The following is a 15,060-nucleotide window of genomic DNA, read 5'->3' on the forward strand; positions in this document are numbered from 1 at the left end:
GACGGCGGCTCAGGGAGCCCCGCCACTTGGCACGGAGAACCACAGCTGCGGAACCTGGTGTTGGACGGACGTGACCACCGTGTCCCGTGAACTCTCCGGAAGAAACAGGCGGTACCGCAGTCGGGGAAGTTCGGGACGGAGCGGTTCCTCGTCCCGGACCAGCGGTCCGAGGACCGGATCGGCCTGCTGGACAGGTGACTTGGGGTAGAGCTCGAGGGAGCAGATCTGGATGTTGCGTCGCCGCCCCGTCCTGGACCAGTACAGTCCGACGCCGGCAAGATCCTGCCAAGGGATGACGCCCTCTGCGTCGCCGTTGTTGACCCACAGACCGGACGCATCGACGGTCACGGTGGAACGCCGGGCCGACCAGCCGGCGAGGAAGCTGCTGATGCCGACGAAACCCATCAGCAGCCCGATGAGGATTCCTCCGAACCCTGCGGGATCCGGTGTTCTCTCGCCAAGGCCGGCGACCGCCCCGGTGCCGCCGGACAGTGTGACGGCGCCGAGCGCGGTGAGCACGATGCCGCGGGGCAGCACCCGGCGCGCGGCTTGTCGGCCCGTGTGGATGACGGTGGCGGTGGGGGAGGGGGAGAGGTGACCGGGGTGTGACATGTGGGGGAGCGTAGTGACCGGGGGAGAGCGCCGCTTCCGTCAGCGGCCCGGTCCGGGGCCCGACGAGACGCTATGCCGGACCGCGCTTGTTGCCGATGAGGTGGGCGATGCCCCATGCGGCCGCCGCGGCGGCCAAGAGGCCGAGGAGGTGCAGCCAGTCCACCCCGCCGCTCCCGCTGCTGCCGTGCCACCAGGCCTTGGCCGGGAAGAAGGGATCGTTCTCCAGCAGGTCCCGGAGTGTCTGTACCGAGCTGCTGTTGACGACGATGAACGGAATAGCGTTGGCATAGCCGAAGAAGGCCCCCAGCGCGGCGACGACGGCACCGCCGACCTTGGCCCCGCTGCTGCGGTGCCCCACCTTGCCGACCAGAGCGCCGACGAGCGCTCCGTTGAGGAGGGCGTGGGCGAAGTACAGAACCCGTACGGTGCTGTCCGACTGGTCCTTGTACGTGGCCATGATGAGGCCGCTGTAGAGCAGCGAGACGATGAGGGAGAGCAGCAGCCCGAGCAGGACCGCGCCCACGGGGTTGCCACTCGCCGTCGACCGTTGCTGCCCGAAGGGCGTGGGCTGGAACGGCGGGGCGGGCTGCATCGGATACCCCGGCTGCCCCGGGAAGGCCTGCGGTCCGCCGTACACAGGAGGCTGGCCGGGAACGGGCGCGGGCCCCGCATGCATTGGCGGTTGTTGCGGGGCGGTCGGCGGTCCGAACCCCTGGGATGGCTGCTGCGGCGCCGGCGGGGCGGGCTGGGCGTACGGGTTCGCGGGGTACTGCGGAGCCTGCGGCGGCTGCGGGGGTTGTTGCGGCGGCTGGAACGGCGGCTGGCTCATGATTCCCCGTGAAGTCAGATCGAGTTGGCTGGTAGAAGCAGCAAATTATCAGCGAGATCAGGAGGGGGCCGTCGGAGGCGGAGCGGGCTGCGTGAAGGGTGGGGAACTGACGGGCTTCAGAGGGGGAGGGCACCCTTGAAGCGAGTGTTGGTCACGCCCGGGTGGGTGGTGGCGAGCCAGCCGTGGCCGTGGGTGTGCCTCGCGAGTTGTGGCCCCGGGGCCACCGAAAGGTTGTCCGCTGCCGTCTCGGCGTCGGGAACACCCTCGGCGTACATCTCGGCCTCGTCCTCGTCCGCGTTCTCCTTGTACCAGGCTTCGAAGGGCAGGGGGGTGCCTTCGAACTCGGGTTCGGCGTACGTCCCGTACCTCCTCACCACATCACCGTCGCGGGCCACGTACCAGCAATGAGAGGAGTGATACGGGTCGAGGACGTAGAAGTGCGCTTCCCCGCAGTGTTCACTCAGTTCCCTGGCCAGCAGAAAACCGTCGAGTTCGTCCAGGAAAGAATTCCCCCAGAGCATGCGCCAGCTCTTGACCGGGCCTTCTGAGCGCCAGTTCTCGAACTCCGGGGTGATGAAGACGCGGTAGGCCCGGTGCTTCTCGCCGTTGGTGTCCTGGAACTCCAGGGAGTCGGCGGCCTGAGTGGCGGCGGCCACCCCCATGACGCTGGTGGCCGGCCGGACGTCGTGCAGGCCGAGCGCGGCTACGGCGTCGTCGAGCCGGTCGGCCGGGAAGGCCAGCCAACGGCCCCCCTCCGAGGGGGTTTCCACGGGACGTTCGTCGAGGATCTTGATCCGTACGAGGCGTTCCACGGCACGCCGGTCGATCTCGTCGAGGGCGTCCGCGCCGCCCAGTTCGACCAGCATCTCCAGGGCGCTGCCACGTAGCGGACCGGGACCCTCACGGCGAATCTCACGAAGGCGCGGGAGCACCTCGTCGCCCATGCGCCCGATGACGAACTGGACGCTTCGCCTCGGGCTTCTCGAGCTCCTGTCCAGCGTGTGCGGCAGGAGCTGGTCGACGGCGGCAGGCCCGAGTGCGACCAGGGCGTCCTGGGCGGCACTGCACACTGCATGATCTCTGGCCGAGAGATCCCCGACGAGGGTCTGAATCGTGTCCCGCATGACGTGTCGGCCTGTTCCTCTGTCCGGAAGAGTTCGTAGAGCCCCTCAGCGCCTGGGAGCCTGCTCGAACCTGCGCGGACGCCGACGGACAGAAGCTGATCGTTCCAGCACTCTGTCGTCGAACGCGAGCGGACGCCTGAGCAGGCTCGACCGAGCCTGCTCAGGCGTCGGTTGCCGCGGCATCAGGCGGTTCTTCCATGGCCCAAGGGGGGAGTTCCCCGAGGCTCGCCAGCATCTGGCGCTCACACAGGGTGAGTTGGGGGCGATCAAGCGGGCGGCGGAGAGGTCCCGCGACCGCTGCAAGCAAGGCACCGGGGGTGACGAGCGATGTCGGCGAGGCTTGGAGCGCCAGGACGTCGGTCAGAGCGGTCGCTGCGTTGAAGGAGCCGGTTGCCGTGCGGGACAGCCGGCTGACGTAGCGGTGGAGCAGACGGTCGGCGAGGTTGGGGCGCTGGCCCCTGGTGGTGGAGAAGTGGATGTCCGTTCCCACCGCGAGGGCCCAGGCAGTGTCTGTACGTCGGCCGATGGCGCGCTGGGCCCGCCGGGCGAAGCCGACGCCCAGCCCGGTCGAAAGGGCGCCGCGCAGGGCGAGGGCGCCTTGTGCCGCTACGGACATGCCGTGCCCGTAGATCGGGTTGAAGGCAGCTGCCGAGTCGCCGAGGACGACAAGACCGTCGGGCCAGGTCGAGAGCCGTTCGAAGTACAAGCGGCGGTTGGCGGTGCTGTGGGTGACCTTGACATCGGTGAGCGGCTCGGCTGCTTTGAGCAGGTCGGCCACGATGGGGTGCCGCAGCGTGCGGGCGAAGGGCTCGAAGGCTTCGGCGTCGCTGGTCGGGTGTCTGCCTGGAGCGCCCATCACGCTGACGTGCCAGCGGTCGTCTTCGATCGGCAGGATGGCGCCGGAGTTGGCGGGCCGGGGCAGCCTCGGGTCGGCTTGCACGGCGACGACGGGCCAGTCGCGGGTGGGCACGGGGGCGCGGTAGAAGCGGCTGGCGTAGACGAGACCTGAGTCGATGCGGTCCTCCCGCAGGCCGCTGATGCCCAATTCCGTCAGCCACTGAGGGGTCCGAGAGGCGCGGCCGGAAGTATCGATGATCAGCTCGGCGCGCAGTTCCGATTCAGTGCCGTCGGAGTTGCGTACGCGCACCCCGGTGATGCGGTTGCGGCTCCCGAGCAGGCCGACGGCCTTGGTGTGTGACCGGGCGCTGACGCGCGCGTGCTTGAGGACTTGCGCGCGGACGACGGAGTCGGTCAGGTCACGGCTGGCGGTGATCAGGGAGTGCGTGGCGCGGGTCCAGCGCCGGTACCACCCCTCCGGGGCGTACACGAGCATGTTCGTGGTCACGGGTATGCGATGGGCGCCCGCGGCGAGAAGCAGATCGATGCTGCCGGGCAGAAGGTCTTCGATGGCCTCGATGCCGCCGGTCTGCAGGAGGTGGATGTGGACGGCCTGCGGAACGCCGGTACGCGGCTCGGGGCCGTCCGGTAATTCGTGGGCGTCGATGATCTCGACGGAGCCGACGAGGTCCGCGACGGCGGCCGCGGCGAGCATCCCGGCCATGCTGCCGCCGATGACGACGACATGGGGGGCCGGGCGGTGCGGTAAGTCACTCAAGGTGGGCTGCTTTCTGCGGTGATGTGTAGGGCTTATGTGGGTTTCGTACGTGAACCAGGAAAGAGCATCAGCACCGCGTTCCCGATCGCTGCGGCAAGGGCGCCGGTGACCGACCGCCTCACGCGCATCCGCCATGTGCGCCAACTCATGCCGCTTGAGCGGGCCCTCCGGGCGCGAGGCAGGTGATGACCATTGGGCGTCATGGGCAGTGCGTTCAAGGTCACGTCGCCCCGGTCCGTGTCAGGGGTGCGCGTTCGTGACCTGTGGCTCGGCTGTCAGCCGTCTAAGCCGAAGGAGCGTGACAAACGGTTCAGATACTCGACACGGATGTTTCGTCCGGATCTGCAGAGTCGGCTACCTGGTTTCCCATGAATCCAGATCCCCGTCGAAGACCTGCTCCCAATGATCGGCGTCTTCGGTCACCGGATCGATATGCTCCGCCCATTCACGAAGGCTGTGGCGAGCATCCCTTCGTTCTTCCGGTGTGTTGAAGTCGCTTATCAGGAATTCATGGTAGAGACGGAGGATGGTGCAGAACTGCTGGAGGCTTGTAGCGAGCGTAACGGAAGAGTAACCGGTGCTGTAATCCTGGACGACAGCACCTGAGTCACCATCGAGAAGAATGTTGCCCCCGGTCCATTCTCCCAGGTGATAGAAGGGGCCTATGCCTTCCGCTGGGCCCGATTCCACCGGCCATGGCACAGCGGTCAACCCCGTCTCGTCGAGATCGATCGTGCGAACGAAGGGAATTTGTTTCGTCAACTTGGGGAAACCCACGGTGGTCAGGAAAAGTCGACTTCCCGTATGGCCCAGGTCGTTTGGGAGCCTGCTTTCAGGCAGTCGACGGCAGGTTCCCTTACCGAATGTCGCCTCGAGCCATGACTGCGCGGGAGCGTCTCCCTCCAGCGCTTCCGAGGGGCAGTTCCACACACCCGTCTTGGTGAGGGGGCTCACGAACGGAGCCGGGAGGCCCGGGAGGTGCGGCTGTCGTCCGGGTTCGGTAGACACCTCTATGACGAATGGACCAGACGGGCCGGTGACGAGCCACTGTGAATCCGACAGCTCCTTGGACCTGAAAGGACGGAATGCATTTTGGCGACCGTCAAAAATGTGCCGGATGGGTGGGCCGGTCTTCTCGATGTGCCACGTATGGCTTTCCCTCAGAAGTGGAAGCAGTCTCTCGGACGTGAAGGCCATTGCCGTCGGGTCTTCTGACCAGCCGCCCATTGGTGCCTGGAACTTCCCGAAGACCCCGAAGGGCCGGCATTCGGTCCACATCGTCAGCCAAGGAAGTTCATTTCCTGCCCTGACGGCCATAGCCCGGGCCAGGTCCACCTCGCCTCGGCTGAGGGCGCAGTGATGCAACCAGGCCACCCACTCCTCATGGGGCGCGGCGGCGAGACCCAGTCCCTCCAAGTAATGAATGTCAACTGCGATTCTGTGCTGAGGGACACCCTGAGGCCAGGCGGCGGCCATTCCTCGCAACAGTCCCGTGGTGTCGAGACACGGCAGTACGTTGCCGTCGTTGAGTACTTCTTCCATACGGCCGGCGTGAAAGGCGTGGAGAGCGACTGTTTGCGCAGCGTACCGACCGAAGGAATCGGTCGAGATGCTGGACCATGACTCGTGTGTCCTGAGCACTCCCAGGAGAGATTCGAGCAGTGCCCCGTGGTCGACTTCGTTGAATCGCCTTATGCGATGACGATCGGACTCTGCGGTGAACCCGGCGGCTCTTTCGTTCTCCTCGCCGTCGAGGACATCGACGGTGATCAAGACGTCGGCAAGGATTTCCAGAAGCTCTTCCAGTTCGTCGACTGCCACCTGAATTCCGAGGCAACGACACAGACCTGCCCAGACGGGCAGCGAGATGGTGCGGAGCTCCGCTGCGGCCAGCGCGCGCAGCGCCGGATGCAGCTCGGTCAGCCTCGCCAACTCCGAGACTCGACCGCCGTCATCTTCCTCACTCCCGGACGGGGACACAAGCACAAGATCGTTTTTTGCGGGAGCGAGGACCCATGGCCTGTCCGCTGATCGTTCCACAACGAACTGCACCGAAGGGCGCGCGAGGCGTTTGAGCGTTCGGGTCACCTGCTGCGTGATCCTGCTAGCCTCGTCCGACGTCACGAACTGGTCGGCCCATTGGACATTTGCGAGAAGGGCGACGCCCCCACCGCGAATATGCTGGGCACCAGAGACAAGTGATGACGCGTCGGGTACACCCCAGGTTGACAGCAGATGGCGTGCGACATCGTCTGCGGTCATGCCTCGACAGTCGACATAGACAGCCTGAGGAATTCGGGCCGACAGTTCAAGCAGCAGCCGCGTCTTACCGACTCCTGACTGCCCGCGAACGGCCAGGGTTTCGTACAAGCGATTCGGCTCCGCCAGCCAGGCCTCGACACGTTCAATCGCCTGTTCGGGTGTCAGCTCCACTTGATCCTCAATCGTCGCTTCAGCGCCTTGCGTGGTGGCAACTACTCAACGTAGCCGCAGAGTTTCCGACTCATCCTCCTGCCGCCGTCGGTGCCACGGTATTCATCCAAACGCGCAACCACTCGCCACGGTACTTGACCATCTGCTCGTCGGTGATCGCCTTTACGCGTTCCCGCTCGGCATTGTCAAGAGCCCTTCCTTCCTTGATCGCTTCGCGCCTTTCGGTGGCACTTGCGTACTCGCCCGCCTCCGCAGCGGCCTGATAGCCCATCGCGCCCTTGCGGTAACCGATGCCGTACGAGATGCGTAGATCGCTTTTCGGTGGATTCTTCTGCACTTCCTCAGGACGGTTCTCACGCGCCGTCTTCGTCCGCGCGCGGGGCGCATCCGGGTCGCGCTCCATATCGTGACTGAGGTAGTCCGAGCAGTTCGCTCCACCCGTTCCCGTTCTGTCGCCACACGGCTCGAACTCGGTAAACAGAGCTACCGCTTTGAATCGGCCAGGAGCCTGAGCTTCCACATTCCGCATCCATTCACCTAGATGCGGTTCTGAATGATCGTGGTGGTAGCGGTCGCTGCCGGGGATCGAAGAATCGATGACGTACCTGACTACCACCTTGCCGTCTACGTTTTCGTGCACCTCCAAGACGGCATAATTCTTGCCGGACATGTCCGGCCGCATGTCGCCGTCCTTCCGCTGCTTCCAAAGTGCTTCAAACTCATTGTCCTTCTTGGCCTTGTCGGCCGGATCCGAGCTCTCAGCCTCATGGGTGACAGCGTAATCGCGGGCAAGTGCATCCGGGGGAGATTTGTCGGCATCTTCCTTCATGCGTCGAACCTCGTGGTTCTCATGCATGGATACACCCGGAAGGGGGTTGATGTCGTTGGTGACGCCCTTGGGCCGTCGCCGTCCAGGGTCGCCTTGTACGGGACTGTTACCCGCCGCGTGCGCTTCGTGGAAGGTGTTGCTTATTCGTGCGATCCCCGCCACGACAGCCATTTTCTGTTCGCTGCTGAGTTCCTCGAATCCCTTGCCGAGGATCTCGTTGAGTCGCGACTGGGTTATGTTTCCGTTTCTGGCTTCTTCGACAGCGCGGGCCAGTGAACCGTCCGAGGCCCATCGATGGGCGTTGTCAAGGACGGGGCCGAGGTCTATTTGAGATACCTCGTGAGTCTGCCGCAGAACCCTTTGTGAGTTCTCCAGCGGCATTTCGACATGGGTGTGGTCAGCTTGTTGTACTTGATCAAACGGGGCAGATCCGCGGACTTCTTCCGGGTCGAACCGTGACGGGCTGACACCAGCGGGTTCTGCCGGTGTTGGGCGTGCGGAATCCGTGAGTGGCGTTGCCTGGCGGTCCGTGCGGTGGCCGGCGGTCGGTTCGGTCGACGCCGCGACCCCTCGGTGCTGATCCGTTGCGTGGGGGGCCGACGTGCGTGCTGTCGACGCGGGAGGGTCATGCGGGGCCTGTTGCCGAGGAACAGAGGCCTGCGTAGGTGCATCCGGGTTCCCAGGGCCGTTCGTCACGGTTTCGGCAGGGGGCGTGCCTCTCGCTGGTGCGCTGTTGTCGGCAACGTCGGGTGTCGTGTGGGTCAGCCGTTCCGGGCCCTCGGAGGAGTCGGACCGTGTCTGGCTCTCCGTCGTCGAGGCGGGTCGGCGGGACTCCTCCGCGGAGTGGGTCGACCCGTCACTCCCTGAGCGATGGTCGGCGGTGCTTGACGACTCGGCCGGGGATGGGTGGCCGTCCTCCGACAGGGCTTCATGGGGCCGGCGCTGATCACTGCTGCCAGTGTCGAGGGGCGAGTGAGGGCCTTGCGAGCTTCCCTCGGAGGGCCTTTCCCGCCCATCAGGCGTGTGGTCCGGTACAGACGGGTCGTTGTTGTCGCTCTGAGACGGCGCGTTGTCGTGGTCGGGCTCGTCGTGCGTCCGGTCCCCGCCGGTGTGCTCCGGAGACGCCGTCCTGTCCGAGCTCGTCGGTGATGTCCTTGCATCGGTCGGCGATGACTGCGCGGAAGCTTCCCCGTCCGACCTGTCGGAGGCCACGGAAGCCTTCGGCTCGTGGTGGTCGCCTCCCGAGTCGGCGGTGTCGCCCGCCTTCTGGGCGTCGCCAGATGCCCCGTCCTGTGGCGTCTGGTTGTTCTCCGACTGGCCATCGTCGCCGGAGTTCTCCGGCTGGGACGTTTCGCCGTTCGGGTTCTGCGAACTGCTCTGGTTCTGGGAGTTGGTCTGGCCCTGGGACGCGTTCGTGGGGGGCTGGCTGGTGTCGATCGGGTTGCGGTTGGCGTCCAGGGGGATGTGCCAGACGTGGGTGGCCTGGTCGATGTGGAGGGGCTGGGTGCTGACCTGGCCGCTCTGGGTGTCGATCCAGACGATCTTGCCGTTGTGGTTGACGACGTTGAAGGCGTGGCCGCCGCCGCCCGGCCAGTCGACCTGGACGATGGCCGCCGAGCCGGGGCCCGCCTGCTGGAGCGTGTTGGCGATGTTGTTCGCCGTGTTGGGGTCACCGCCGGGGCCCGCGTAGGTGTGCGCCGCGCCGGTCCAGCGGATCTGGTTGTCGTTGGCGTTGTCCTCGGGGGACCAGAGGTCCGGCTTGCCGTTCGCGTCGGTGTCGAGCGTTCGCGGCGCCGAAACCTGGGGGTTGCCGTACCAGGTCTCGAGGAACGAACGGGAGCAGTCGGCGCAGTTGTTGCTTCGGCCGGGGACGTTGACGCCGCCGTCGTTCTGGAGCTGCGACCAGTTGCCGTCGAAGGGGTCCGGGTAGCGCTGCGGGGTGCCGTCCTCGTTGCGCGGTACGGCGTCCGACAGGGCCTGCTGGTCGGCCGGGTCCGGGTCGGTCAGGCCGCCCGGGTAATGGTCCAGGTCGGAGCGGATGTCCTGCAGGCTGTCCTGGTTGGGGTGGTTCGGTGACGTGGTGTCGCCCGGCGTGGCTTGCGGCGAGCCCGGTGCGTGCGGGGCGGCGGGGCCGGCCGCGTGGTTCTGCGCAGCCGACGTGCCCGGGGTGCGGATCGGCGTGTGCACCGGGACCGGCGTCACTTGGTTCTGGTGCTGTTGATGCTGGGGGTTGTTCGACTGGGACGCCGGTTGCTGTGGGGAGGCGGGGGTATTGGGGGTGTTGCCCGCCGGCTGCTGGGGGCGGTTGGGGGTGGTGCCCGTACCGGTGTCGGAACCCTGTTGGTTCTGGCGGCCCGGCGTGGAGGTCGGGCCGCCCTGCGCCGTGGGGCTGTCGGTACGGCCACCCGGTGTCGACGAGTTCGACGGGTTCGAGGCGTTCGGCGAACTCTGGGACGCCGAGGAGTTCGGAGTGCCGTTGCTCGACGGTGACGTCCGGTCCGATCCGGATCCGGTCGAGGAGGACGGCGTCGACGTGGAGTTGCCGGTGGACGGCGACGTGGCCCGGGGGGAAGACGACGAGCCCTGGTTCGACGTGTTCGTGTTCGTAGAGGTGGAGCTCGGCGTGGTGGTACGCGTGCTGCCCGTCGGGTCTGCGCCGGTGCGAGGGGTGGTGCGGTCTCCCGGTGCCGAGTTCGCAGGGTTAGTACGAGAAGTCGTCCCGTCGCCGGGGGTGTTACGGGACGTCGTCCCATCGCTCGGCGTCGACGTACGGGGCGTCGTCCCGTCGCCCGGCCTGGTCCCCGGCGTGGTGCTCCGCGGTGCCGTGCCGTCGCCCGGCGTCGTGCTCCCCGGCGTGCGCTGGCTCGGTATTCGCCCGTCCGGCGTGCTGCCCGGCGTACGGCCGTCCGGCGTGCTGCCGGGCGTACGTCCGTCCCCCGCACTGGAAACCCGAAGTCCGGCCCCTCCGCCGGAAGCCCGCCCGTCAGCTGTCGCCGATGCGGACGCCGTCGGCGTCGGAGTGCTCCGCGGTGCCGTCGTCGACGTAGGACTCGGTGTCGAAGCCGGCCCCGACCCGGTCGCGGTGGGCGTACCCGACGCGCTTGCCGAAGTCGTCCTCGCCGCACCCGAGTTGGGCGTCGGGCTGCTCGGGCTTGAACCCGACGACGCCGTGCTGCCGGACGAACTGCCGGTGTGCGGCGAGCCGCCACCACCCACGCTGCCGCCCGTCGACGGCGCCACGGGAGACGTGGGCATCGACGAGCCGCCATCGGGCCGGCCGCCGCCGGCCGACGGGTCGCTCGACGTCGGCGTGGACGTGGGTGCCGCGTTGGTGTGCGTCGGAGCGCTGGCGGCCAGGCTGTCGACGTTGGTGCTGATGCCGCCGCCGTGTCCGCCGGTCGACGGCGTCGCGGACGTCCCCCCGGACGACGCGGAGGCGGCCACGGTGTGCGGCGTCGGCGACGACAGACCGGACACGGACGAGCCGCCGCCGGCGTGGGAGGAGCCGGAGACGCTCGGGCCGTCGGACGAGCCCCCGGAGTCCGAACCGCCGGACGAAGAGCTGCTCGGCGAGGGATCGTCGAAGTCGGACAGCGTCGGCCCCGCGTGGGACACCGTCGGCCGCGCGGCCCCGGAGTCCGCCCCGGACCCCGCATCCGCACCGGACCCGGAGTCCGACCCCGATCCCGAGTCGGAGCCCGGCCCCGAACCTACGTCCGGCGCACCTATGTTGTTGCCGCCGGTGTCGGCGGATATCCCGCCGCCGATGTTCGCACCGGAGTCGTGGCCCGCACGCGTCGACGCCGAAGAGTCCGAGCCGTCCGAATGGGACCCGGAACCGGACGAGGAGTCCGAGCCGCCGTCGCTGCCCGAACCACCGGAGCTGTCAGAGCCGTTGGACCCTTCAGATCCCTCAGATCCCTCAGACCCGCTGGACCCCTCGGAACCCTCCGGCGAGTGCGAACCACCCTCCCCGTCCCCGGAACTCCCGTGCCCGTCGATACGGCTGTCGATCGCGTGGTGCGCCCGGTGTCCGGCCTTCTCGCCGAGGCTGTCGCGCACGCCCTCGGCGAGGGTCTGCGGGGTCTGCTTGATGGCGTCCCAGCCGGCGTTGGCGCCCTGCTTGGCGGTCGTGGCGAGGTCGTAGCCCTCCTGGGCGCCGAAGCCGACGTTCACCGTCTGGCGGACCAGGTCGGTGATGATCGCCTCGATCGCCGAGATCGCGGGCTCCTTCATCGCCTCGACGATCGCCTCGATCAACGCCTCCTTCAGCTCCTTGAGGAGCCGGCGCACGATCAGCCGCGCGGCCTGGGTCGCACCCAGCGCGCCGACCTCGGACAGGCCGAAGGTGAACGGCGCGGCGGCCTGCGCCGCGGCGATCTCGATGGCGAGGGCGATGAGCTGGGCGATGACCGCCCACTTCGCGAACTCGACGATGTAGGCGCAGGCCTCCAGCACGGTCGCGATGATGTACGCGGCCTGCGCGGCGTTCGCGAGGTAACCGTCGCCCCCGCTGTCGAACTTCGCGTACGTCTTGGTGAACGCGTCGATCGACTCACCGGCGTTGTGGGCCACGACCTGGCGGGCGCTGGTGTTCGCCGCGGTGTGAAGTTCGGTGACGTCGTCACCGAACTTCCGCCAGATGTTGGCGCACTCCTTGAGCTTGTCCTCGTTCGCCGTCGGCCAGTCGTAGCCGAGCATCTCGAGAACCCATTCGAGCTCGCTCGGCAGCATCATCGCCACAGCAGAAAGCACCCCCGTCAGCCGATACGGCCGTACAACTCCCTCATCGGTCAAGGGGAATCACACAGAAGTACAGCCGTTCGCAAAGCTTACGGAATCACCCGCGAGCAACTTCAGAGGGTTGCCGTCACAAATCCGTTGCAGGTCCTGTGCAGGTCTGGTGCAGACAGCGCCCTCGGTGCCCGCACGGTGGACAGGTCAGACCTTCGTGAAGCACAGGGTGTAGTCCAGCTGGTGACTCTGGTGGACCTGGATGCCGTAGGCGTACTTGGAGTCGCACTTCTGGTCGGGGCCGAGCAGCTTGTCGGCCGTCTTGTACTCGGCCTCGGAGGAGCCGCAGTCGACGATCGTCGGCAGCGGTTCGCCCTGCGGGTCCTTGACCTTGACGCAGTCGCCGATGTTCGGGTCGTGTGTCGCGTCCTTGGAGGCCTGCGCGGACGCCGCGGCCTCAGCCTTGGCCTTTCCGCCGTCGGGGTCGGTGTTGTAGTCGTAGACGTACCAGGCCAGTGCGCCGAAGACCGCGATCACGACGGCCGCCGACTTCACGACCCGCAACGGCCCGCCCGGCCGGGGGCGTTGCGGCCCTTGCGGTGCCTGAGGGCCCTGCGGCTGTCCGTAGGGCCCCTGCTGCTGTTGCGGATAGCCGTACGGCGCCTGCGGCTGCTGCGGGTACCCGTACGGCTGTTGAGGCTGGCCATATGGCTGCTGCGGCTGCCCGTAGGGCGGTTGGTTCTGGTACTGCGGCGGAGGCGTCGACATGCCGGAAGATCCCCGTGGTTGACAAGAAAGGTGACCGGCGCAGGCTATACACCCAGGTCAGCCGAGTCCCAATTGACCCCGCACACACACCTGCACGGTCAGGGGAGCCGTGGGCGAGCCAGGGCCCAGCATGACACCCGGCCGTGACGGGAGATACTTCTGGAGTCCGAGAGACGAGGGCCAGCGAGGAGAAGCGGCATGACCAGGCGACCCGAGAACTCACCCACCCCGGAGGGCACTTCGCCGGAGCGGGGTGTGCTGGACGAGGCGCTCGAACCGGAGCAGATACGTTCGCTGAACTCCGCCCTGCGTCAACTGTCCAAGAACGACGGCGTCGACAAGGATCTGCAGGACGCGGCGAAGAAGCTGCTCTCGGGCCGTCTCGCGCTGCGCGACGCGATGGACGACCCCGGTATCGCCCGCGCCCTGGGCAGCGGCATGTCGTCCCTGCGCGGTCAGTGGGAGTCACTGTCGGAGGAGGAGCGCGACCAGGTCAGGCACGGCGAGCCGCTGGACGGCGAGCACCCGTCCGGCGATCCGTCCGAGCCCGGGAAGCCGGAGACCGAGGGGCGTCCCTCGCGCTTCGCGAAGAAGAACCAGGGCCGGCACAGCGGCGGATTCTCGCTGTACTGAGCACCCGCCACGCGGATCGGGTCAGCCGTGCTGCCGGCGGTACAGGTCGATGGCCGCCTGGGTCGGGTAGTTGGGCACAGTGACGGTCTCGCCGGTCTCCTTGGAGACCACGATCTTGCTGCCGCCGGGCGGAGCCGGCTGAGGCCGTCCGGCGGCGTCCGTGACCGGCGGGAACACCGCGTAGACCAGGTAGCCGATGTCGAACTCCTCGACGCGCAGCTCGGCGCGAGAGCCGTCGGGCAGCCTGGGCTCGGCGAAGCGGCTGCGGACGATGTCGAGGGCCTGTTCGGGGGTGGTCGGCGGGGCCGGGTTGTCCGAAGTCACAGAAGGTCTCCCTGAGTCTGACTCGTTGAGTGCGAATTTCGCGGCCGGTCAGAACAGCCCGTGCCACATCTGCTCGACGATCAGCGACCACCACGTCTCGGCGTTCGCCAGCGCGGACGCGTCCAAGGCGACCAACTGCTCCTGTAGGCCCGCCACTTCAGCGCCCGCCGCGATCGGGTCCAGGCCCCGCATCCGCTGCCGTACCGTCGCGAGCAGCGCGAGGGAGCGGGCGAAGGCGGCGGCCGAGACGTTGACGTAGCGGCACTCCGCCGTGACCGGGTCCACGGCCCACAGCGCGCCGAGGCCGTCCGGCTCCGTCGTACCGGGCAGGCATTGCACGGCGATGACCGCGAGCCCGTCGAAGCCGATCCGGGACAGGTGCGCCAGGGCGCCGATCTTCTCCTCGCCTGCCGCGCTCTGCCGCTCGCGCAGGTTCGTCGCGACGTCGGTGAAGAGGCCGCCGAGCGGCGGGTTGTCGGCCCGGTCCGCAGTGAAGAAGAGCGGGACGTCCGCCGGGAGCCCCGCCCAGGTGAGCGTGGACTTGGTGGTCTCCGGCAGCGGGCTGTCCGCGATGTCATCGGCGGCGTAGCGCCGTACGCCGGTCTCGCCGAAGACCTCGACGAGATGGTGGCCGAGGGCCACGTCGCGCATCGGTTCCGCGGGCGTCACCTGGTTCGGAACGGGGAGACGGTGCGGGCGGGGCGGCGGCGTCTGGCCCGCCACCTGGTGCAGCATCTCGACCTGCTGGATCAGCGCCTGGACGCCCTCGGCGCGCTCCTCGGGACGCGATCCGTAGGTCTGCGCGCAGGAGAGCTCTGCGTTCGGGAAGCGGTTCAGCAGCTCGGACGTGTAACCGCCGGGGAGCAGGCTGGGCCGCAGATCCGTGTGGACGGCGAGGACGCTGTCGGCGGGCACGTTCATCCGGCGCAGCTCCGCGTAGGCCTGGTATTCGGCCGGGGGCAGGCCGGGTCCGGAGTTGCGGAAGAGGGTGGTCTCCTCGCCGTTCGCCGGGTCGACGTAGGTGAAGACGGCGGTGTTGCCGGGGCCGGTGACCGGACGGGCTCCCTGGGCCGCGGCCGTGCCCTGTGCCGTCGCCTGCTCCTGGCTGTTCAAGGGGAGGCTCCTTCGGGTGACTGGTCGAATGTCGGGAACGGTGTGC

Annotated in this window: 10 protein-coding genes; 1 reads left to right on the forward strand and 9 read right to left on the reverse strand. The window is 67.7% G+C overall.

From position 1 onward, the window contains the following. Window positions 1–9 precede the first annotated feature (9 nt). From FBY22_RS05930 to FBY22_RS05960, 7 genes are all read right to left on the reverse strand, one after another. A complete protein-coding gene (locus tag FBY22_RS05930; RefSeq protein ID WP_142142930.1) occupies window positions 10–612 on the reverse strand; it encodes a hypothetical protein in 603 nt (200 codons plus the stop codon). Window positions 613–682: 70 nt separating this feature from the next. After that, a complete protein-coding gene (locus FBY22_RS05935) occupies window positions 683–1,204 on the reverse strand; it encodes a hypothetical protein (RefSeq protein ID WP_260844720.1) in 522 nt (173 codons plus the stop codon). 353 nt (window positions 1,205–1,557) lie between these two features. Further along, entirely contained in the window at window positions 1,558–2,565 is a 1,008-nt protein-coding gene (locus FBY22_RS05940) for a hypothetical protein (protein WP_174267095.1), read from the reverse strand. Between the two features lie 160 nt (window positions 2,566–2,725). Further along, window positions 2,726–4,180 (reverse strand): NAD(P)/FAD-dependent oxidoreductase, encoded by a 1,455-nt coding sequence (locus FBY22_RS05945; RefSeq protein ID WP_260844721.1) that lies wholly within the window; start codon window positions 4,178–4,180, stop codon window positions 2,726–2,728. Window positions 4,181–4,534: 354 nt separating this feature from the next. Then, window positions 4,535–6,613: an ATP-binding protein gene (locus FBY22_RS05950; RefSeq protein ID WP_142142936.1), complete on the reverse strand. Its 2,079-nt coding sequence runs from the start codon at window positions 6,611–6,613 to the stop codon at window positions 4,535–4,537. Between the two features lie 70 nt (window positions 6,614–6,683). After that, a complete protein-coding gene (locus tag FBY22_RS05955) occupies window positions 6,684–12,179 on the reverse strand; it encodes a toxin glutamine deamidase domain-containing protein (protein WP_260844963.1) in 5,496 nt (1,831 codons plus the stop codon). 204 nt (window positions 12,180–12,383) lie between these two features. Next, on the reverse strand, window positions 12,384–12,944 hold the full coding sequence (locus FBY22_RS05960) for a hypothetical protein (RefSeq protein ID WP_142142940.1): 561 nt from the start codon (window positions 12,942–12,944) through the stop codon (window positions 12,384–12,386). Window positions 12,945–13,142: 198 nt separating this feature from the next. Here FBY22_RS05960 and FBY22_RS05965 point away from each other — a divergent pair, with 198 nt between their 5' ends. Continuing rightward, the gene (locus tag FBY22_RS05965) at window positions 13,143–13,577 is read left to right on the forward strand and encodes a hypothetical protein (RefSeq protein WP_142142942.1); all 435 of its coding nucleotides are present in this window, start codon (window positions 13,143–13,145) and stop codon (window positions 13,575–13,577) included. A gap of 21 nt (window positions 13,578–13,598) precedes the next feature. Here the strand turns inward: FBY22_RS05965 and FBY22_RS05970 are convergent, their stop codons facing one another. Together FBY22_RS05970 and FBY22_RS05975 are read right to left on the reverse strand one after the other, a co-directional pair. Beyond that, on the reverse strand, window positions 13,599–13,901 hold the full coding sequence (locus FBY22_RS05970; RefSeq protein WP_142142944.1) for a hypothetical protein: 303 nt from the start codon (window positions 13,899–13,901) through the stop codon (window positions 13,599–13,601). Between the two features lie 48 nt (window positions 13,902–13,949). Then, window positions 13,950–15,014 (reverse strand): SUKH-4 family immunity protein, encoded by a 1,065-nt coding sequence (locus tag FBY22_RS05975; RefSeq protein WP_142142946.1) that lies wholly within the window; start codon window positions 15,012–15,014, stop codon window positions 13,950–13,952. Window positions 15,015–15,060 lie beyond the last annotated feature (46 nt).

The organism is Streptomyces sp. SLBN-31 (genome assembly GCF_006715395.1).
In the GTDB taxonomy this organism is placed as follows: domain Bacteria; phylum Actinomycetota; class Actinomycetes; order Streptomycetales; family Streptomycetaceae; genus Streptomyces.